The organism is Flagellimonas myxillae (genome assembly GCF_023502235.1).
Taxonomy (GTDB): domain Bacteria; phylum Bacteroidota; class Bacteroidia; order Flavobacteriales; family Flavobacteriaceae; genus Flagellimonas; species Flagellimonas myxillae.
Genome location: NZ_JAMFLY010000001.1, coordinates 138,969 through 158,306, shown reverse-complemented (window position 1 = coordinate 158,306; position 19,338 = coordinate 138,969). Strand labels below are relative to the sequence as shown.

Sequence of the window (19,338 nt, the reverse complement as noted above, 5' to 3'; positions counted from 1 at the left end):
TTAGATATTCAGGGTTTTTGAAATCTCGAACAACGCCCGGGGTACGTGAAAACAACCTTTCCATTTGCCTCCTTTTAAATGTAACAAAAGTTGTCCTTGGCGGTTGAGGTAACCATACCACTCACCTCCGTTAATGGGATCTCTAAAATGATTCCATGCATACTCGTGCACTTTGTGAAACCATGCCGCAGCCTTCGGACTTTGGTTGTGGGCATAAGTCTTGGCCAAGGCCACTAAAGTTTCCAAGTGCACCCACCATAATTTTTGGTCCCATTCCAATTTCTCGGGAGGATGGCCTTTGGCATCCATAAAATAGAATATTCCACCATGTTCCTTGTCCCATCCTAATTCCAATTGTTCGTACATGATGGTTTCCGCTTTTTTCACCAAATTGGGGTCGTTTTTTCGCAAACCAATGTTCATCACAAACCACATGGCCTCTATGGCATGGCCCGGATTCAACAATCTACCTTCAAAACTGTCCACAAATTTGCCGTCGAGGGATATGTTTTCGTATACCATCCCCGTCTCGGCATCGTAGAACCAATTCATGATCAAATCCACAATGGAATCAGTTAAATGGTCCAACTGCCCCTCTTCCAATAAGTGCTCAAGTTCCAAGGCCAGGTTGCACAGGATCATCGGGAGGGCAAAATCCTGTAAGTTCCGCGTTCCAGAAACTTTTTTATTGTAATTCCCTTTGGGGTTTTGTTGTCTGGATAAAATATTATGAAAAGTATCATTGGCAATCTTGGCGTAGCGTTCGTCACTTTCCAATTTATAGTATTCCCCAAATGCCATTGCAGCAAAACAGTCGGAAAATATGTTGTAGGGCTGAACTAGCGGATTCCCTTTTTGGTCCAAGGCGAAGTACCAATTTCCTTGGGGGTCCCGTCCATATTTTTCTAAAAAGTCAATGCCGTTTTTGGCCGCTGCCTTCCAGCCTGCTTTAGCTTCCAAGGAATTGTACAGTTTGGAGAACATCCAAGCTTGTCTGGCCTGCAACCACATAAATTTATCCGTATCGTACACCTTTCCTTCTGGGGTAAGGCAGGAAAAGTACCCTCCGTGAACGGTATCCAAGGAATGCTGCTCCCAAAAGGGAAGGACCTCGTCCAACAGCTCTGATCGGTATAGCGCGGCATATTCTTTCAAAACTGACTCTGATTTAGGGTTTGTTGCGAAATCTCTTTTTTGAAATATTCCATGTACCGATTGTATAAATGGCCCGCTTGTAAATAGGAAGACTGCGGACTCATAAAATGGGAAAACTCAAAAGTAATGGCTCTTTCACAACCGGCTCTTTGGGCCGCCTGCATTTTCAACAACAGCTTTTCAAACTTGATGGGCAGGAACTTGATGGGCATGTCCCGATCAAAAGATTCAATATTGGTCCAGGATCGCATCCCATAAGTATCGGCCAGTTTTTTATTGATCACCAAATATTCCTCAAGTTTATCGTAATCCACATGTCCATCTTGGAAAGCCACAATATCAACAGCTCCTTGGATCCCCTTGAAAATTTCATCCCATTCCTGAAAATGCTCTTCCAAAGAAATTGCATTTTGTTTGGTCAAAATACTTTCTGAAGCGGTAATTGCTTTCTTGCCATCAATCCACGGGGAAATAAGAACAGGGAGATTATTGCTGATCGCTTTGCAGTGATTTCCCAATTGGGCAATGGCGGTAATAGCCCCCTTTGTCTTTCTACTGAGCTCCAAACTCAAATACCACCCCTTGAAACTATGGTAATGCCCGTATTTTTCATAAGCTTCCTCAATTACATGGAGGTTTACATCAATCTCGTGGGTCATATCCCCAGTTTTCCAATACACCCCACTATCATAAGTCCCAAAATAAAAATCCATCCCATAGGTGTCGGATAGTTCCAAAAATTGTTGGACTAAGTCCACCGGGGGAGAAAAACATCCCTTTTCCTGGATAAGATATTCCGAAGGGTAGGTCAAAAATTTTTGATATCCGGAACGGATAAGCACCACCGTATTGATCCCCATCTTTTTCATGTGTTGGAAATCTTTGTCCCACTCTTTTTTACCCCAATTTTGGTGTGGGATATCATGGCTGATCTCATCCAAGAACGTTGCGTTGATCAATAACCGTTTCCCCATCTTATTCAAGGTTTTTTAGGTTGTCCCACCAGAACTTTTTGAGCAGGTAACTTGTAAGAATCAAAACTGCGGACCAAATCACCATTTGGGTATTTTCCCGGAGCATAAAATAAATTGGAATGACCACTTGTGCCATTTGCCAAACAATGCCAACAACCACATTGAAACTGTCCCGCTTAAAATCCATATTGGGGACAAATGAGGGGTCTTCCTGCATGACTTCCCTTTTTATGGGCCCCCAAAAACCCCATGGTTTGGTCTGTTTGTAGAACTTTTTCACTTTTTCCCTATTTGGAAGGGGCTCCACATAGGTGCCGATGATACATCCCAAAAACGAGAAAAGGAAGATGATGGGGAATACAAAAATGTCTACATACTCTGGGAAGAAAAAGAGTTTGACGGTCGAAGCAATCAATCCGAAAAGCATCCCCCAGAAATAGCCATTTCCGCTAAAACGCCACCAAATCCATTTGAGCACATTGGCCGCAACATAACCCCCGTACAGGGCAGAGCTAAGCCAAAGTATCAGTTCGTTCAAGGAGCCCGCATTTAAGCCAAAAACAATGCCCACCATAACCATCCCCAAGGAGGAAAGCACGCTTAATTTTACCAAACGCTTGTCCGTAGCTCCGGGGTTGATGTATTTTTTATAAATATCGTTTACAAGATATGCCGGTGCTGCGTTTACAAAAGCTGCAAAGGTTCCCATAAATGCAGCCAAGAACCCTGCTAGCATCAGTCCTTTTAAACCAACAGGCAAAAACTTGTTTATGGCCATGGGAAGCACCTGTTCAAAATCGATATTTTCTCCCATCTGCAAAAGCTCCGGACCCAAATACACCAATGCCAACACGGTGAAACCCACAATCATGAAGTATCTTGGGATATAAAGCACACATATGGTTAAAAAACTCATTTTAGCTGCCTCGCCAGGAGTCCTAGTGGCCAAAATTCGCTGCATGTCGTAAGAAGGCACCGGGCCTGCAATGGAAGCAAAAATTCCCTTGAGCACCATCAATATAAAAAGCAACCCAAAAAGGTCGAACCCATCTTTTGCTATTTTGGAATTTACCTGAGGAAAAGCGGCGTTGCTCCAATCCAGATTTAACTCCCAACCAAACATCAGATCTTTCCAACCCGCTGGAACCACCTTATCTATTTGACCCGCATCGACCATGGTATAGGCAATGATTCCAACCCCAATACAGGCAATGGTCATAATAACAAACTGCATCACCTCGGTGGCCACAACACTGTGCATTCCCCCTTTGACGGTATATAGCGATGTAAGTCCACAAACCAATAAGGCGTAGCTCTTGGCCGAGGAAACTTGGTAACCGAAAAGGTCAAAGGCCAAATCCCATGGTAAAATGGAGGTGCAATACTTGCCAATTCCCTCAAAAAAGTAGGCAATAAAACCGAGCACACTGATTACGGCAAATATTACAATGATGATATGGGAAAGTTTGGCTCCTTTGCCATCCCCAAAGCGAAAGGTAATCCATTCGGCCCCGGTCATTACGTTGGATTTACGCATCCAGACTGCGAGGTATACGAAAATAAAGACCTGGTTCCATACGGGCCATAGCCATGGGAGCCAAGCACTTTTAAGTCCATAGACGAAAAGGATCCCAACGGTCCACATGGTCCCAGAAATATCGAACATGCCCGAGGCATTGCTCAGTCCCAAGTAGTACCATGGCAGTTGATTGCCTCCTAAAAAATAGGATTCCAAGTTTTTGGAAGCTCGTTTGGACAGATAAAAACCAAGCGCCAAAACCCCGATTATATACGCAACAACAATTGCAATATCAATGTTTGAAATTTCCATAGTGCCTCTGATTTATCTTCGGGATTCCAAAAAAGTGTACAACAACTCCAAGAATGGCCATGATGTGCATATTGATCGCAATCAACCAACCGTAACAAATCTAAAATATTCTAATATATTACAAAATGTTCACGAGCACATTTATATATTCAATAAAGAAAATGTATTTTTGTTGAATAATATTTATTAATTGCGGCTTGTTTTACAACTTTGATCATTGTGATATCACTCCAATTTTGCATAGTATTGGACCCTCAATCCATCCCAAACCGCCACTATCCAAGACTTGAAATCAAAATTGTTTATGCACCCTAAAAAATATACCCTACAAGATATAGCCAAACTTGCCCAAGTTTCCCGAGGAACTGTTGATAGGGTGGTGAACAAGAGAGGCAAGGTATCTGCAAAGGCAAAAAAAAGGGTGGAAGATGTTCTCAAGGAATTGGATTATAAGCCAAATCTGATTGCCCGTTCGCTAAAAAGACATAAGGATCTCGTTATTGCCGTGGTAATTCCCCACCCCAATCCACAGGATATTTATTGGAACCAATGTGCACAAGGTATTGAAGAGGCCGGTAAAAAATTGGATCAATTTGGGATCATCCTCAAGTATTTCCATTACCACAAAAGCAAGGAAAGTTTTGCCACAATGTTGGAGCTAGCCTTGGAATTGAATCCAAACGCCGTTTTAATGGCCCCCATCCATTATGAAGAGTTAAAGCCTCTATTTTCCAGCACGGAAATGAAAGGTATTCCAATCGGATTGATCAATACACCCATTGAGGAACTGAATTACATGACCTTTGTAGGGCAAGATTATTATAAGAGTGGTAGGCTTGCCGCACAGCTTATGGATAATCTTGTGGAGCCTTTTCCCAAATGTAAAATCCTTATTGCCCATCTGGGTATCGATACGGATCACGCCATTCATTTAAAGGACAAGGAAAAAGGGTTTAAGGCCTACTTTAAAGAGCATAATGCAAAGGTGGAAATTGATACGGTTTCTTTTGCCTCGGATAATTTAGCCGAGGATTTGCCCAATCAATTGGAGGATTTTATCGGGATTTATGTTACTACTTCCAAAGCCCATTTGCTATCGACACATCTGAACAAACATCCAAAAATGAAGGTTATTGGATATGACCTGGTTCCTAAAAACATAGCACAATTACAAACCGGCAACATCCATATACTTTTAAACCAAAATCCGAAATTGCAAGGGGATGCGTGCATCAATACGCTTTCCGAGCATTTACTTTACAATACCGAAGTTGCCAGGAAAAGATTGTTTCCCATTGATATTGTACTAACGGAAAATTTGGAAAGTTATATTTAGTCCAATCGTCTGATACCAACAATCTCCTAAGCTTCATCCTTAATCCAAAACGAATCGGGCTTGTTAGAGGAAAGGGTTCCTAGTTTAGATGAAGGGCTATTCTCTAATCAATGGCATTGTGCTGCACCTAAGCAGTCCTTCCTGTTTTGCAATTTCAGCATACGGAATTTCCTCGACGGTAAAACCCTGGTCCCGTAGCCAATTGTTCAAACGGGTAAAGTTTTTCTCGGACACCACTACCTCTGGAGAAATGGAGAAAACATTACTGAACATTTGGTACATCTCATCTTTAGTAATCTCAAAAACATTTTCTTGACCGAAGTGATCCACCAACCATTGATACTCATCTTCCACCAAGAAGCCATTTTTGTGCAAAATGGCCTTGTCGGTTCCCACAGGTTGAAAACAGCAATCCAAGTGCAGTGCGTTTTCCTTGGCATTGGTATTGGATTTTCGGAGTTCGAAAGCCTTCACTGTTTTGTTTGGAAACTGTTCCCTCAAAAACTCAACAGCTTCCTTATTGGTCCGCGCAGTTATATAATCAGGATAATCAGGGCCGGTATAGGTACCCACAAAAATATATTCGTTCCAAGGCATAACATCCCCTCCCTCGATATGGACTTCCTCTGGAGGTCTAATGATCTTATTGGGATCGATCTTATCCAAAACGTGTTGGATGGCCTCAAATTCCCTTTCACGATCGGGTAAGATGTTAGAGTGGAAAAGCTTGTCTTCGATGACAAAGGCGATATCCCTGGAAAAAATCTGGTTACAGTCCCTCAGGACAGAGGGACGGAACACTTCCACCCCGTGTTTTTTGAATACTTTGGCGAAGGCGTCCATTTCCTGGATCATATCTTCTTCAACAGGATATGTTCCCGCTAAAATATGCTCCAAGGATTTGGGATCGTATGCCTCTTCTGGTTTTGGGGTCGGACCACAGCTTTCGGCCGTTCCCAATATCACCGCTTTAAGCGGGCTTGTTTCATTTTCAATGTGCAGTTGCATTTTGTTTCAATTTTCAGGACCAATACTAGGATGCGTCACTATCCGTATTGGGAGGAATTCCTCAAAAATTCTAAGACAAAACTAGTGCTTTGTTGGCGATTTTCCCTTTCAATAATTGGAAAATAACACAGTTGGACAAACACTTTTAACAATGATAATTGTAAAAGTCCTTAAATTGATTCAATTAACTGATTTACAGAGTTTTATAGATAAAATTTATTTGGACTTTTTTAGCAAAACCTTCCATTATCATCCTAGATAGTACTAACTTTAAGTAAGAAAATAACCCCCGGGATGAAAAAGAGTGTTCTATTCATCTGTTTAATAGCAATGGTGAGCCTTGGTCTGGCCTCCTTAGGTATGTTCCCCGAAAAAGTTCCCCCTACAATCACTTTTTGGACACGGGGAAAGCGTGTGCCAGATCAGGCCACAAAATATTCCGATTGTATAGATTCCTTGGAATTATCGGGATTCCTGATCAATCAGCCCAAAACAGCTCCCAAAGATTCTGCGGCATCTAACCAAATGGACCAATCCTTAAAAAAATATGGTGCATCCATGGACTCTGTTGTGGACAACCTGAATTCCACGGAGGCGCACCAGTTTTTGCATGCTGCATACAAAAAGTACAAAGATGCGCTGGGTACCGATTCCTTATCAAAAGCAAATACATACTACCATATAGGAGCCATGCAAATTTGTTACCATCTGGACAAATCCCTCAGTTCAAGTTCCGAAGGATTGGCAAAAAACTCCAAATAAAAAGGCGACCCCATAGGCCGCCTCTCTACACTTATTTGTACACTATACTATTTGCGTTTGCCCACTGGCACAAAAGGCCTGTGGTTTTCTCCAATATAAATTTGCCTTGGTCTGCCTATGGGCTCGCCCCTTAAGCGCATTTCCCTCCATTGGGAAATCCAACCGGGTAATCTTCCCATTGCGAACATCACCGTAAACATTTCCGTGGGTATTCCCAAGGCTCGGTAGATGATTCCGGAATAGAAGTCAACGTTTGGATACAATTTTCGCTTTACGAAGTATTCATCTTCCAAGGCCTCTTTTTCCAGACCCTTGGCAATATCCAATATTGGATCGTCAATACCCAAACTGCCCAAAACCTCATCTGCCGCCTTCTTAATGATCCTGGCCCTTGGGTCAAAATTTTTGTAAACCCTATGTCCAAATCCCATTAAGCGGAACGGGTCGTTTTTATCCTTTGCCTTGGCCATGTATTTTTTGGTGTCGCCGCCATCTTCCTGGATTGCTTCAAGCATTTCCAAAACAGCTTGGTTAGCCCCTCCGTGCAATGGTCCCCAAAGCGCAGAGATTCCTGCGGAAAGGGATGCAAACAGTCCTGCATGCGAAGACCCCACTATTCTTACTGTGGAGGTGGAGCAATTTTGCTCATGGTCCGCGTGAAGAATCAACAATTTGTCCAATGCATCTATGGCGATGGTATCTTTTTTATATTCTTGGCTAGGCTTTTTGAACATCATTTTATGGAAGTTCTCCACATAGCCCAAAGAATCGTCCCCATAATCCAAGGGAAGACCCTTTTTCTTACGCTGTGTCCAAGCCACCAAAATCGGGAATTTGGCCAGGATGCGCACTATGGAATGGTACATGGCCTTTTCAGAGGATACATCCACCGATGTAGGGTTAAAAGCTACCAAGGCACTGGTTAATGAGGACAAAACTCCCATAGGGTGTGCTGACTTTGGAAAGGCATCCAAAATCTTCTTCATTTCCTCATCTACCTGCGATTCTTCCTTGATGTCGTTATGGAACGTCTCCAACTGTTCCTTATTGGGCAATTCCCCAAAAATTAAAAGGTAGGCCACCTCCAAGAAATCAGCTTTTTCGGCCAAATCTTCAATAGAATATCCTCTGTAGCGTAAAATTCCTTTCTCCCCATCCAGAAAAGTGATGGCACTTTCACAGGAACCGGTATTCTTGTATCCAGGGTCGATAGTGACGATCCCGCTGGTTCCCCTGAGGGTTTTTATATCTATTGCCAACTCATTCTCAGAACCTTCTATAACTGGGAATTCGTATTTCTCGCCTGCATATTCTAGTGTAGCTTTGTCCGACATTTTAACTTGTAAAGGATTAATAAAATAGGAGGGGGAAATTACGAAAAAGGAGAACCATTAACAATTTCTGAACCCCCTTTCTACCCCGGCAAAAACACAAATAAATGTTAAGTATAAAACAGTTTACGCAGTGTTAAACTGATATAGATCTTTGTAATAGTTGTCCACGGATTTTTTCCAGGTAAAACGCTTCCGCTTGGCTGCAGCCTGGATTTTTTTCCATGTTTCTTTATCTTTTTTATACACACCCAAAGCCTGATCAAAGCTATCTAACATATTTTTAATCTTGTCATCATAAGTTTCCCCATCAAAACTGAATCCGGTCTTCATGTGCTTCACCGTATCCTTTAATCCTCCAGTATGGTGCACCAAACATGGATTTCCATTCCGCATAGCCAACATTTGGCTTATTCCACAGGGTTCAAAAAGACTGGGCATAAAATACAAGTCAGATTCGAGGTAAATGGAGTCTATCAGGTTTTCTGACTGCCCGTTGGTGAACACAAAGTTTTTGTGTTCGTAACTCAGCTTTCTGAACAACTCCTCGTACTCGGGAGCCCCTGTTCCCAACAACATAAAAATGCCATCGATTTTCTCCAGTTTCTTTAGAATTTCGACGAAGGCCTCCGGAGATCTCCTAAAAAAGTAAAACTTTTGCTCCGTAAGCCGTGCTACACTAGACACAATAAATTTGGGTCGGTTATCCACAAATTCCATAATCTTCTCCCCGGTATGGGCCAAAAAGTCCGCTTTGTATTTTTTGGATTCTTCCTGCAACCACCGGAACAAGGCCTTTACGGTATTCCTGTAGATAAAACCTTTTTCCTCTACGTTGATGTTTTTGTAATTACAACCATTCAAAATTCCGAATAATCTTCCTTCTTCGTCAGCTGTTCTCAAGTCCTCTTCCAAACTTTCACCCCCAATAAATTCTGGAGGGGAACTAGGTTTCATGACATCTTCCTTGTAGGAAGGGGAAACGGTATGAACCGCATCTGCAAAACGGATTCCCACTGCCATTAGATTGATACAATCTTGATAGCGATAGTCCATCAGCATTCTGTGGTCAAAAATGACATCGGGGAACCAGTTTCTAACGGAGGAGTAATTATCATCAAAAGGACGAATACCTTGGATCGCCAAATTATGGATGCTGTATACAAAGCGTATATCCTTTAGGTTGGTATACTCCTGATGGTATTCCCTCAAAAAAAGCAGCAAACTGGCATGCCAATCGTGAAGGTGCACAATATCCAAATCGCCAAAGGCACCTTTTTTTATGGCCTCGGCCACCGCGGTACCAAATATGAAATATTTGATGGCATCCGTATAGAAAGGCTCCTCGGGGTCGTTGTGATAGATATGGGCGATATCACCCGCTTCTATCTCTGGATGGTGCAATACATAGTGTACAATATTCGGAAACTCTTTTTTGGGTTTTACCTCGTACAACTCTGCGGTATAGGAAAGTCCCCTTAAGCTGAAATTCAAATTTGCCTTAAATAGCCCCTCTTGGTGCAACCGGCTATAGGAAGGCACAATTACATGAACTTTATCGCCGCGCTCGGAAATTTGCCTGGGTACATCCCTGACCACATCTCCCATTCCACCGGCCTTACAATTGGCCAAGGCATCGTTTTCTGCTGCCACAAAAAGAAAGTTCTTCATTTAGGTAAGTTTGCTCGGTTTATTCAATTAAGGTAGCCAAAGTTTAAGTTGGAAGCAAAAAAAAGCCTTTCTCAATATGGAAAGGCCTTTTTAATGCTATCAAATCATCATCAATTATTGAACTTTGAATGCTTTTTCTTGTGGATAGTAGGCCGTACTTCCCAACTCTTCTTCTATACGCAATAATTGATTGTATTTTGCCATACGGTCGCTACGTGAAGCTGAACCTGTTTTTATCTGTCCCGTGTTCAACGCAACTGCCAAGTCTGCAATGGTGTTGTCCTCGGTCTCTCCAGACCTGTGTGACATTACGGAGGTGTATCCGGCATTTTTGGCCATGTTCACGGCTGCAATGGTTTCTGAAAGGGTTCCGATCTGGTTTACTTTGATCAAAATGGAGTTGGCAATCCCGTTGTCTATTCCACGTGACAATCTTTCCACGTTGGTCACAAACAAGTCATCACCTACCAATTGTACCTTGTCTCCTACTTTTTCAGTCAATACTTTCCAACCGTCCCAGTCATTTTCGTCCATCCCATCTTCGATGGAGATGATTGGATATTTAGCACATAAATCGGCCAAATATGCAGCTTGTTCCTCTGAAGTTCTTACCACTCCTTTATCTCCTTCGAACTTGGTATAGTCGTATTTGCCATCCACATAGAATTCGGCGGACGCACAATCCAAGGCAATCATTACCTCATCACCCAATTTATATCCCGCTTTTTCCACTGCTTTGGCAATGGTATCCAAGGCATCCTCGGTTCCACCTTCCAAATTTGGGGCAAAACCACCTTCGTCACCTACAGCGGTACTCAATCCCCTATCGTGCAAGACTTTTTTTAGGTTGTGGAAGATTTCGGTTCCCATTTGCATGGAATGGCTAAAATCTTTTGCTTTCACGGGCATGATCATAAACTCCTGGAATGCGATTGGAGCATCGGAGTGAGATCCCCCGTTGATGATGTTCATCATGGGAACAGGAAGGGTGTTGGCACTAACCCCACCTACGTAACGGTACAAAGGCAATCCCAATTCATTGGCTGCAGCCTTGGCAGCAGCAAGCGAAACCCCCAAAATGGCATTAGCCCCCAATTTGGATTTATTGGGTGTTCCGTCCAATGCGATCATGGTCTCATCAATATGGTTTTGCTCAAATACTGAGGTCCCCACCAATTCCTCTGCAATGATCGTATTTACATTGTTCACGGCTTGGCCTACGCCTTTCCCCATAAAGGTATCACCACCATCCCTTAGCTCAACAGCCTCATGCTCTCCAGTTGACGCACCTGACGGCACGGCAGCCCTTCCCAAAATGCCATTTTCAGTGATAACATCTACTTCTACTGTAGGATTACCCCTGGAATCTAAAATCTGTCTTGCATGAATGTTGATGATAATGCTCATGTGAACTTAAAATTTATGGTTGAAATTAATTCGGCAAAGATACAAAAGGAGTCCCTTTTAGCTTCATTCTAAAACCCATAAAACACTGATAATAACCTAAAAATAAACTACAACGTTTTAGTTGCGACTGGTTTTGATCGCTTCAAAAAATTGGTCGAACAGGTAGTCTGCATCATGGGGTCCAGGACTAGCCTCTGGGTGGTATTGTACCGAGAAAACATCCTTGTCCTTCATTTTGATACCCGCTACGGTATTATCATTCAAGTGAAGGTGGGTGATTTCCAAGTCCTTATTGGCTTCGGTTTCTTCCCTATTGATGGCAAAACCGTGGTTTTGGGAGGTAATCTCGCCCTTTCCGGTAACTAAATTCAGGATTGGGTGATTGATTCCCCTATGACCATGGTGCATTTTATAGGTAGACACCCCATTGGCCAAAGCCAACACTTGATGCCCCAGACAGATTCCAAAAAGCGGCTTGTCCGAATTGATCATCTCCTTGGCCGTTGCTATGGCGTCCGTCAACGGTTCTGGGTCACCGGGACCATTGGAGATAAAATACCCATCCGGATTCCATGCCTTTAACTCCTCGAAGGGGGTGTTGTACGGAAAAACCTTGACATAGGCCCCTCTTTGGGCCAAGTTTCTCAAAATGTTCTTTTTGATCCCGATATCCAAGGCCGAAATTTTGATTTCGGAATTTTCTTCGCCAAAATAGTACGGCTCCTTGGCAGACACTTTGGAAGCCAATTCCAAACCTTCCATACTCGGAACTTTTTTCAGTTCTTCCTTAAGGGCATCGAGCTCGTCCACCCTTGTGGAGATCAAGGCGTTCATGGCTCCGTTATCGCGAATGTAGCTTACCAAGGCCCGGGTATCTACGTCGGATATGGCAAAAAGGTTGTTTTTGTCCAAGAATTCCAACAGACTGGCATCGGCACTTGGTCTGGAGTATTCATAGCTGAAATTTTTGACAATAAGTCCGGCAATTTTAACAGAATCCGATTCCACTTCTTCTAAATTGGTCCCGTAGTTCCCAATGTGGGCGTTGGTGGTCACCATCAATTGTCCGTAATACGAGGGATCGGTAAAAATTTCCTGGTAACCTGTCATCCCAGTGTTGAAACATACCTCGCCAACTGCGGTTCCTTCCCTGTCGCCTACGGCCTTGCCGTAGAATACCGTGCCATCTGCCAATAGCACTAGCGCCTTTTTCTTAGCCTGATATTTCATGTGAGTTCTAAAATTTCTGTTTGCAAAAAAACATAAAAAAAGGATAAGTTTTCACTTATCCTTTTTCCACTAATACAATAGTTAATAACATCTTCTTATTCTTCTGAATCGTCCGCTGCTGTTTTAGTCTCAGCTACGGGTGCCGCAGCTTCGACTTGTTTACCTTTTCCTCTTCTACTTCTTCTAGTAGATTTCTTGGCCGGTTTACCAGCGTTGTACAATTCGTTGAAGTCAACCAATTCGATCATCGCCATATCAGCGTTGTCCCCAAGTCGGTTACCCAATTTAATGATTCGGGTATAACCTCCTGGTCTTTCACCAACCTTTTCTGCAACAGTGCTGAAAAGTTCTGCTACTGCATGCTTGCTTCTAAGGTTACTGAAAACCACCCTTCTATTGTGGGTGCTTTTCTCGGTGGTCTGATTATTTTCAGTTTTTGACTTAGTGATCAAAGGCTCCACAAATTGCTTTAGCGCTTTGGCTTTTGCAACCGTGGTGTTGATTCGCTTGTGTTCGATTAGGGAACAAGCCATATTGGCCAACATTGCCTTTCTGTGGGCTGCTGTTCTCCCTAAGTGGTTGAATTTTTTACCGTGTCTCATTTCTCTAGTTTATCATCTTGCTACCAAATCCCAAAAACAGGAGAGCAAAATATGATTAATTAATCTTTGTCCAATTTGTACTTGGAAAGGTCCATACCAAACTGAAGTCCTTTGTTGATCACCAACTCTTCCAATTCGGTCAAGGACTTTTTACCAAAGTTCCTGAACTTCATCAAATCGTTTTTGTTGAAGGAAACCAAATCTCCCAAGGTATCCACCTCGGCAGCTTTAAGACAGTTCAAAGCCCTTACGGACAAGTCCATGTCTACCAATTTGGTCTTCAACAACTGACGCATATGCAAGGATTCCTCATCGTAGGTCTCCGTTTGTGCGATCTCATCCGCTTCAAGGGTGATACGCTCATCAGAGAACAACATAAAGTGATGGATCAAAACTTTAGCAGCTTCGGTCAGTGCATCTTTTGGGTGGATGGAACCATCGGTGATGATTTCGAAAACCAATTTTTCGTAATCGGTCTTTTGCTCTACCCTAAAGTTTTCGATGCTATATTTTACGTTCTTTACAGGAGTATAAACAGAATCAACGGCAATACTTCCCAAGGGAGCATTGGATTTCTTGTTTTCCTCAGCGGGAACATAACCACGTCCTTTTTCAATGATCACCTCCAAATTGATGCTCACCTTTGGATCCATGTTACAGATAACCAAATCCGGGTTAAGCACTTGGTAACCTGAAATAAATTTCTGGAAATCACCAGCGGTCAACTGCTCTTTTCCGCTTACGGAAACAGAAACAGTTTCGCTCTCAACATCATCAATCTGTCTTTTGAATCGGACCTGTTTTAGGTTCAAGATCATTTCCGTAACATCTTCTACAACGCCAGGGATAACAGAAAACTCATGTTCAACTCCATCGATACGCACAGAAGTAATAGCAAAACCTTCCAAGGAGGAAAGAAGTACTCTTCTTAGCGCATTTCCAACTGTTAATCCATAACCAGGTTCCAAAGGGCGAAATTCAAATTTCCCTTCGAAATCTGTTGAATCGATCATTATAACTTTATCGGGCTTCTGAAAATTTAGTAATGCCATATTGGATTAATGTTGATTTTATTTAGAGTATAACTCGACGATTAGTTGTTCCTTGATATTCTCAGGAATCTGAAGTCTTTCTGGAACAGCAACAAAGGTTCCTTCCTTCTTTTCAGAATTCCAGGTGATCCATTCGTACACGCTGCTGTTGGCGGACAAAGAATCCTGGATGGATTGAACTGATTTTGATTTTTCCCTAACACCAACAACATCACCAGCTCTAAGGGAATATGATGGAATGTTCACTACATTTCCATTTACTGTAATATGTCTGTGCGAAACCAACTGTCTGGCACCTCTACGTGAAGGGGAGATTCCCATTCTGTAGACCACGTTGTCCAAACGGGATTCACACAATTGAAGCAACACTTCACCGGTTACACCTTCGCGTCTTTTGGCTTCGGTAAACAAGTTTCTAAATTGCTTTTCCAAGATACCGTAAGTATACTTGGCTTTTTGCTTCTCCATCAACTGGATAGCGTACTCAGATTTTTTACCACGGCGTCTGTTGTTACCGTGTTGTCCTGGAGGATAATTTTTCTTTTCAAAAGACTTGTCGTCTCCGAAAATCGCTTCTCCAAACTTTCTAGCGATCTTTGTTTTTGGTCCTGTGTATCTTGCCATCTTCTAATTTTTTGAAAGTGCGATTATGAATTAAGGCTTATCCTTCGATAATCTCCATGCACTTTCGTGAAGACCCTAACGGGCCGATTATGATTAATTAAACTCTTCTTCTTTTTGGAGGTCTACAACCGTTATGCGGTAATGGGGTAACATCGATGATCTCTGTAACCTCGATTCCTGAATTGTGAATGGAACGAATTGCAGATTCCCTTCCGTTTCCAGGTCCCTTTACATAAACCTTTACTTTTCTTAGACCAGCTTCGTGCGCAACCTTGGCACAATCTTCTGCGGCTACCTGGGCAGCGTAGGGAGTGTTCTTTTTAGAACCCCTGAATCCCATTTTTCCTGCAGAAGACCAAGAGATTACATCTCCTTTTTTGTTGGTCAAGGAAATAATGATGTTATTGAATGAAGCTACAATGTGCGCCTCCCCTGTGGATTCGATTACCACTTTGCGCTTCTTAGTGGTTTTGGTACTTGCTTTTGCCATATTTTTTAGTGTTTAGCTGCGCTTCCGCCAAAGCTTCAGCGGCACGCGGTGTTAGATCTTAGTTATTGGAATCCTAGACTTTTACATTTCAAACAGATTCTTCTAACTTCTAAAGACTAATGACTGCTTTCTAATTATTATTTAGTTGCTTTTTTCTTGTTGGCAACTGTTTTTCTTTTTCCTTTTCTTGTCCTAGAGTTGTTCTTGGTACGTTGACCACGTAGTGGCAATCCTGCTCTGTGTCGAATTCCACGGTAACAACCGATGTCCATCAAACGCTTGATGTTCAATTGCGTTTCGGAACGAAGTTCTCCTTCGATGGTGAAAGCGGAAACCGCCTCACGGATTTTTCCAATCTCATCATCGTTCCAGTCGGAAACCTTGGTATCTTCACTTACTTGGGCTTTAGCCAAGATTTCTTGTGCCCTACTTTTACCAATTCCGTAGATGTAGGTCAATGAAATTACTCCGCGTTTTTGTTTGGGTATATCTACCCCTGCAATTCTTGCCATAATTACCCTTGTCTTTGTTTAAATCTAGGATTCTTTTTGTTGATCACGTACAATCTGCCTTTTCTGCGAACAATCTTGCATTCGGCGCTACGCTTTTTTATTGATGCTCTTACTTTCATCGCTTTAGTATCTGTAAGTAATTCTTGCTTTTGTTAAATCGTACGGGCTCATTTCCAGTTTCACTTTGTCTCCAGGAAGCAATTTGATATAGTGCATACGCATCTTCCCAGAGATGTGAGCTGTAACAACGTGCCCATTCTCCAATTCTACTCGGAACATAGCATTTGACAATGCCTCTATTATTGTTCCGTCTTGTTCTATTGCTGGCTGCTTTGCCATATTTAGTTATTAGTTATTAGTCCTTAGTCGCTAGTTCCCTATCCAACTATAGTCTATCTTCTAATTAAGCTACTTTTCTGTTCTTACCGGTTTTCATCAAACCGTCATAATGCCTGTTCAACAAATATGAATTTACCTGCTGTACCGTATCGATGGCCACACCTACCATAATCAATAGCGATGTTCCACCATAGAATAGGGCCCATCCTGCCTGTACGTCCATCAACTTGACCACAACCGCTGGCAACACTGCCAACAAGGCCAAGAAAACAGAACCTGGCAAGGTGATCAAGGACATAATCTTGTCCAAGAAATCCCCTGTTTCCTTTCCAGGTCTAATACCCGGTATAAAGCCTCCACTTCTTTTTAAATCGTCCGCCATTTTGTTCGTTGGAACGGTAATGGCCGTATAGAAGTAGGTGAATATGATAATCAACACTGCGAACAGGATGTTGTAGGCCAATCCGAAAATATCGGCAAACTGGACTTCCATCCACTGACCCACAGCGGTGTCGTTAAATGTTCTACCCAATAAACTAGGCGCAAACATAATTGCCTGGGCAAAGATGATTGGCATTACCCCAGAGGCGTTCAACTTCAAAGGGATGTACTGTCTTGATCCCATGATGTTTTTCTCGTAACCTCCAGAAGCCGTTCTTCTTGCATATTGTACAGGAATCTGACGTACTGCCATCACCAACAATACACTGGCCAAGATTACCAAGAACCAAATGATCACCTCAATCAACATGAACATGATTCCCCCGGTGTTGTTGGCAGTTCTTGAAATAAACTCCTGAACAAAGGACTGTGGCATTGTGGCAATGATCCCGATCATGATCAAAAGGGAAATACCGTTACCTATACCTTTATCGGTAATCTTCTCACCCAACCACATGGCGAACACACAACCGGTTACCAAGATGATTACTGCAGGGATAATAAAATCAAGACCTTTACCCAATACAAAAGCGGTATCTGGAACACCCAAAGCACCCAAACCAAACAAATAGGCAGGCGCCTGAACGATACAGATGGCGATGGTCAACCAACGGGTTATCTGGTTGATGGTCTTTCTACCACTTTCACCCTCTTTCTGCAATTTTTGCAGATACGGAATGGCAATACCCATCAACTGCACCACAATGGAAGCAGAGATATAGGGCATGATCCCCAATGCAAAAACGGATGCATTCGCAAATGCACCTCCTGTAAAGGCATTAAGCAATCCAAGAATTCCCTCTCCTGTGGCATCGTTCAATTGTGCCAATTGGGAAGTATCAATACCGGGAAGAACGACTTGTGCACCAAAACGGTACACCAACAATAAGCCAAGGGTAACAATAATACGTTGCCTTAGCTCTTCAATCTTCCAAATGTTTGATATGGTCTCTATAAATTTCTTCATGCCTTCTTATTCCTTATAAACTTATTGCTTCACCTCCTGCGGCCTCGATAGCTGCTTTTGCAGAAGCAGTAAATTTATGTACAGATACTTTTAGGGATGCCTTAAGCTCACCATTCCCCAAAATCTTTACCAAATCGTTTTTGTGTGCCAATCTGTTTTCAACCAAAGTTTTCAAGGTCACCTCTTTTTTCACGATTCCCTTGTCCACCAATTCTTGAAGCTTGTCCAAACCAACTCCTTGGTATTCCTTTCTGTTGATGTTCTTAAATCCAAATTTGGGAACACGTCTTTGCAAAGGCATTTGTCCACCTTCAAAACCAATCTTTTTGGAATATCCAGACCTGGACTTGGCACCTTTATGTCCACGGGTAGAAGTACCTCCTTTACCGGAACCTTCTCCTCTACCTACACGTTTTCCTTCTTTATGTACAGCACCTCCTGCTGGTTTAAGATTATGTAACTCCATGTGCCTTATATTTAAGCTTCCTCTGTGGAAACCAAGTGTTTTACTTTATTGATCATTCCAAGGATATTCGGTGTTGCATCGTGCTCCACCACATGACCTATCTTACGCAAACCAAGGGCCTCCAAAGTTCTCTTTTGGGTCTGGGTCCTTTTGATGGCGCTCTTTACTTGTTTAACTTTAATCTTTGACATTTTCTTAGTTTTCAGTTGTCAGTTCTTCAGCTTTACTGCTTACCGTCAACTTGGTTTATCCCTTAAAGACTTTTTCCAAGGAAATTCCTCTTTGCTTCGCAACGGTATGGGCTCCCCTTAGTTGCAAAAGCGCATCAAAAGTTGCCTTTACCACGTTGTGCGGGTTGGAAGAACCTTGGGACTTTGACAATACGTCGTGTACCCCAACTGCTTCCAATACGGCCCTTACGGCACCACCGGCAATAACCCCGGTACCATGGGATGCTGGCTGGATGTAAACCCTTGCACCACCGTATTTCCCTTTTTGCTCATGTGGTAGTGTTCCGCTGTTCAATGGAATCCTTACCAAATTCTTTTTGGCATCCTCGATGGCCTTGGCGATTGCCGTGGCAACTTCCTTGGATTTACCCAAACCATGTCCAACAACTCCATTCTCATCACCAACAACAACAATTGCCGAAAAACCGAATGCTCTACCACCTTTGGTAACTTTGGTAACCCTTTGGACTCCAACCAAACGATCCTTCAACTCCAGTCCACCTGGCTTAACTATTTCTACGTTTTTGTATTTCTGGTACATAGTTTATTAGAATTTAAGTCCTGCTTCCCTAGCTCCTTCTGCCAATGATTTAACTCTTCCATGATATAGGTTTCCACCTCTATCAAAAGCTACGGCTTCAACACCTAGCTTTTTTGCTTTTTCAGCAATGGCTTTTCCTACCAAGGCCGCCACTTCAGTTTTGTTTCCCTTGGCTTCGATATCTTTATCTCTTGAAGAGGCAGCAGCCAAAGTAACACCCTTGTTATCGTCAATCAATTGAGCATATATCTCTTTATTGCTTCGGAATACAGAGAGTCTTGGTCTTGCTTCAGTACCAGAAGAAATTTTTCTAATTCTTCTTCTGATGCGTAATCTTCTTTCAGTCTTGGATAATCCCATAGTCTTACT

22 protein-coding genes are annotated in these 19,338 nt (G+C 42.6%); 2 read left to right on the top strand and 20 right to left on the bottom strand.

Translation table 11 applies throughout. From position 1 onward, the window contains the following. Genes M3P07_RS00775 through M3P07_RS00765 form a run of 3 tightly spaced genes read right to left on the bottom strand, consistent with a single transcriptional unit; the run spans position 1 to position 3,960 of the window. A complete protein-coding gene (locus tag M3P07_RS00775) occupies positions 1-1,155 on the bottom strand; it encodes a n-acyl-d-glucosamine 2-epimerase (RefSeq protein WP_249967983.1) in 1,155 nt (384 codons plus the stop codon). Next, positions 1,152-2,129, bottom strand: coding sequence for a DUF4434 domain-containing protein (locus tag M3P07_RS00770; protein ID WP_249967982.1), 978 nt, complete (start codon positions 2,127-2,129; stop codon positions 1,152-1,154). The genes M3P07_RS00775 and M3P07_RS00770 overlap by 4 nt, the downstream gene beginning before the upstream one ends. A gap of 1 nt (position 2,130) precedes the next feature. Continuing rightward, on the bottom strand, positions 2,131-3,960 hold the full coding sequence (locus M3P07_RS00765; RefSeq protein ID WP_249967981.1) for a sodium:solute symporter family protein: 1,830 nt from the start codon (positions 3,958-3,960) through the stop codon (positions 2,131-2,133). 304 nt (positions 3,961-4,264) lie between these two features. Here M3P07_RS00765 and M3P07_RS00760 point away from each other — a divergent pair, with 304 nt between their 5' ends. Beyond that, positions 4,265-5,296, top strand: a complete 1,032-nt coding sequence (locus M3P07_RS00760) for a substrate-binding domain-containing protein (RefSeq protein WP_249967980.1) — start codon at positions 4,265-4,267, stop codon at positions 5,294-5,296. 96 nt (positions 5,297-5,392) lie between these two features. Here M3P07_RS00760 and M3P07_RS00755 read toward each other — a convergent pair whose 3' ends face one another. Further along, positions 5,393-6,304: a dimethylarginine dimethylaminohydrolase family protein gene (locus M3P07_RS00755; protein ID WP_249967979.1), complete on the bottom strand. Its 912-nt coding sequence runs from the start codon at positions 6,302-6,304 to the stop codon at positions 5,393-5,395. 294 nt (positions 6,305-6,598) lie between these two features. Between M3P07_RS00755 and M3P07_RS00750 the strand changes: the two genes are divergently transcribed. Then, positions 6,599-7,066 (top strand): hypothetical protein, encoded by a 468-nt coding sequence (locus tag M3P07_RS00750; protein ID WP_249967978.1) that lies wholly within the window; start codon positions 6,599-6,601, stop codon positions 7,064-7,066. 47 nt (positions 7,067-7,113) lie between these two features. Here M3P07_RS00750 and M3P07_RS00745 read toward each other — a convergent pair whose 3' ends face one another. The 16 genes from M3P07_RS00745 to rplR form a co-directional block, all read right to left on the bottom strand. Then, the gene (locus M3P07_RS00745; RefSeq protein ID WP_249967977.1) at positions 7,114-8,400 is read right to left on the bottom strand and encodes a citrate synthase; all 1,287 of its coding nucleotides are present in this window, start codon (positions 8,398-8,400) and stop codon (positions 7,114-7,116) included. A 123-nt stretch (positions 8,401-8,523) separates the two neighbouring features. Continuing rightward, positions 8,524-10,068, bottom strand: a complete 1,545-nt coding sequence (locus M3P07_RS00740) for a glycogen synthase (protein ID WP_249967976.1) — start codon at positions 10,066-10,068, stop codon at positions 8,524-8,526. Between the two features lie 114 nt (positions 10,069-10,182). Continuing rightward, positions 10,183-11,475 (bottom strand): phosphopyruvate hydratase, encoded by a 1,293-nt coding sequence (eno, locus tag M3P07_RS00735; protein WP_249967975.1) that lies wholly within the window; start codon positions 11,473-11,475, stop codon positions 10,183-10,185. 117 nt (positions 11,476-11,592) lie between these two features. Then, positions 11,593-12,705: a glutamine-hydrolyzing carbamoyl-phosphate synthase small subunit gene (gene carA, locus M3P07_RS00730; RefSeq protein ID WP_249967974.1), complete on the bottom strand. Its 1,113-nt coding sequence runs from the start codon at positions 12,703-12,705 to the stop codon at positions 11,593-11,595. A gap of 95 nt (positions 12,706-12,800) precedes the next feature. Beyond that, positions 12,801-13,307 (bottom strand): 50S ribosomal protein L17, encoded by a 507-nt coding sequence (gene rplQ, locus M3P07_RS00725; RefSeq protein WP_249967973.1) that lies wholly within the window; start codon positions 13,305-13,307, stop codon positions 12,801-12,803. A gap of 59 nt (positions 13,308-13,366) precedes the next feature. Beyond that, positions 13,367-14,359, bottom strand: coding sequence for a DNA-directed RNA polymerase subunit alpha (locus M3P07_RS00720; protein WP_097047045.1), 993 nt, complete (start codon positions 14,357-14,359; stop codon positions 13,367-13,369). Between the two features lie 18 nt (positions 14,360-14,377). Beyond that, a complete protein-coding gene (gene rpsD, locus M3P07_RS00715) occupies positions 14,378-14,983 on the bottom strand; it encodes a 30S ribosomal protein S4 (RefSeq protein ID WP_249967972.1) in 606 nt (201 codons plus the stop codon). 97 nt (positions 14,984-15,080) lie between these two features. Beyond that, a complete protein-coding gene (rpsK, locus tag M3P07_RS00710) occupies positions 15,081-15,473 on the bottom strand; it encodes a 30S ribosomal protein S11 (RefSeq protein WP_249967971.1) in 393 nt (130 codons plus the stop codon). A 137-nt stretch (positions 15,474-15,610) separates the two neighbouring features. After that, the gene (gene rpsM / locus M3P07_RS00705) at positions 15,611-15,985 is read right to left on the bottom strand and encodes a 30S ribosomal protein S13 (protein ID WP_249967970.1); all 375 of its coding nucleotides are present in this window, start codon (positions 15,983-15,985) and stop codon (positions 15,611-15,613) included. A 2-nt stretch (positions 15,986-15,987) separates the two neighbouring features. Beyond that, positions 15,988-16,104: a type B 50S ribosomal protein L36 gene (gene ykgO, locus M3P07_RS00700; protein WP_013621733.1), complete on the bottom strand. Its 117-nt coding sequence runs from the start codon at positions 16,102-16,104 to the stop codon at positions 15,988-15,990. A gap of 4 nt (positions 16,105-16,108) precedes the next feature. After that, the gene (gene infA, locus M3P07_RS00695) at positions 16,109-16,324 is read right to left on the bottom strand and encodes a translation initiation factor IF-1 (protein ID WP_014031991.1); all 216 of its coding nucleotides are present in this window, start codon (positions 16,322-16,324) and stop codon (positions 16,109-16,111) included. A 64-nt stretch (positions 16,325-16,388) separates the two neighbouring features. Continuing rightward, positions 16,389-17,732, bottom strand: a complete 1,344-nt coding sequence (secY, locus tag M3P07_RS00690) for a preprotein translocase subunit SecY (RefSeq protein ID WP_249967969.1) — start codon at positions 17,730-17,732, stop codon at positions 16,389-16,391. Positions 17,733-17,745: 13 nt separating this feature from the next. Next, complete coding sequence (gene rplO / locus M3P07_RS00685) at positions 17,746-18,198, bottom strand: 50S ribosomal protein L15 (RefSeq protein WP_249967968.1); 453 nt, start codon at positions 18,196-18,198, stop codon at positions 17,746-17,748. 11 nt (positions 18,199-18,209) lie between these two features. Then, positions 18,210-18,389 carry a 50S ribosomal protein L30 gene (gene rpmD / locus M3P07_RS00680; protein ID WP_249967967.1) on the bottom strand — a complete coding sequence of 60 codons (180 nt, stop codon included), beginning with the start codon at positions 18,387-18,389 and terminating at the stop codon, positions 18,210-18,212. 55 nt (positions 18,390-18,444) lie between these two features. After that, positions 18,445-18,969: a 30S ribosomal protein S5 gene (rpsE, locus tag M3P07_RS00675; RefSeq protein ID WP_249967966.1), complete on the bottom strand. Its 525-nt coding sequence runs from the start codon at positions 18,967-18,969 to the stop codon at positions 18,445-18,447. Between the two features lie 6 nt (positions 18,970-18,975). Continuing rightward, positions 18,976-19,329: a 50S ribosomal protein L18 gene (gene rplR, locus M3P07_RS00670; protein ID WP_249967965.1), complete on the bottom strand. Its 354-nt coding sequence runs from the start codon at positions 19,327-19,329 to the stop codon at positions 18,976-18,978. Between the last annotated feature and the right edge of the window lie 9 nt (positions 19,330-19,338).

Excerpts from the sequence above, each read along its gene's own strand:
- M3P07_RS00770 (WP_249967982.1), bottom strand. The coding sequence starts at position 2,129 with ATGGGGAAACGGTTATTGATCAACGCAACGTTCTTGGATGAGATCAGC.
- M3P07_RS00765 (WP_249967981.1), bottom strand. The coding sequence starts at position 3,960 with ATGGAAATTTCAAACATTGATATTGCAATTGTTGTTGCGTATATAATC.
- M3P07_RS00760 (WP_249967980.1), top strand. The coding sequence starts at position 4,265 with ATGCACCCTAAAAAATATACCCTACAAGATATAGCCAAACTTGCCCAA.
- M3P07_RS00755 (WP_249967979.1), bottom strand. The coding sequence starts at position 6,304 with ATGCAACTGCACATTGAAAATGAAACAAGCCCGCTTAAAGCGGTGATA.
- M3P07_RS00750 (WP_249967978.1), top strand. The coding sequence starts at position 6,599 with ATGAAAAAGAGTGTTCTATTCATCTGTTTAATAGCAATGGTGAGCCTT.
- M3P07_RS00745 (WP_249967977.1), bottom strand. The coding sequence starts at position 8,400 with ATGTCGGACAAAGCTACACTAGAATATGCAGGCGAGAAATACGAATTC.
- M3P07_RS00740 (WP_249967976.1), bottom strand. The coding sequence starts at position 10,068 with ATGAAGAACTTTCTTTTTGTGGCAGCAGAAAACGATGCCTTGGCCAAT.
- eno (WP_249967975.1), bottom strand. The coding sequence starts at position 11,475 with ATGAGCATTATCATCAACATTCATGCAAGACAGATTTTAGATTCCAGG.
- carA (WP_249967974.1), bottom strand. The coding sequence starts at position 12,705 with ATGAAATATCAGGCTAAGAAAAAGGCGCTAGTGCTATTGGCAGATGGC.
- rplQ (WP_249967973.1), bottom strand. The coding sequence starts at position 13,307 with ATGAGACACGGTAAAAAATTCAACCACTTAGGGAGAACAGCAGCCCAC.
- M3P07_RS00720 (WP_097047045.1), bottom strand. The coding sequence starts at position 14,359 with ATGGCATTACTAAATTTTCAGAAGCCCGATAAAGTTATAATGATCGAT.
- rpsD (WP_249967972.1), bottom strand. The coding sequence starts at position 14,983 with ATGGCAAGATACACAGGACCAAAAACAAAGATCGCTAGAAAGTTTGGA.
- rpsK (WP_249967971.1), bottom strand. The coding sequence starts at position 15,473 with ATGGCAAAAGCAAGTACCAAAACCACTAAGAAGCGCAAAGTGGTAATC.
- rpsM (WP_249967970.1), bottom strand. The coding sequence starts at position 15,985 with ATGGCAAGAATTGCAGGGGTAGATATACCCAAACAAAAACGCGGAGTA.
- ykgO (WP_013621733.1), bottom strand. The coding sequence starts at position 16,104 with ATGAAAGTAAGAGCATCAATAAAAAAGCGTAGCGCCGAATGCAAGATT.
- infA (WP_014031991.1), bottom strand. The coding sequence starts at position 16,324 with ATGGCAAAGCAGCCAGCAATAGAACAAGACGGAACAATAATAGAGGCA.
- secY (WP_249967969.1), bottom strand. The coding sequence starts at position 17,732 with ATGAAGAAATTTATAGAGACCATATCAAACATTTGGAAGATTGAAGAG.
- rplO (WP_249967968.1), bottom strand. The coding sequence starts at position 18,198 with ATGGAGTTACATAATCTTAAACCAGCAGGAGGTGCTGTACATAAAGAA.
- rpmD (WP_249967967.1), bottom strand. The coding sequence starts at position 18,389 with ATGTCAAAGATTAAAGTTAAACAAGTAAAGAGCGCCATCAAAAGGACC.
- rpsE (WP_249967966.1), bottom strand. The coding sequence starts at position 18,969 with ATGTACCAGAAATACAAAAACGTAGAAATAGTTAAGCCAGGTGGACTG.
- rplR (WP_249967965.1), bottom strand. The coding sequence starts at position 19,329 with ATGGGATTATCCAAGACTGAAAGAAGATTACGCATCAGAAGAAGAATT.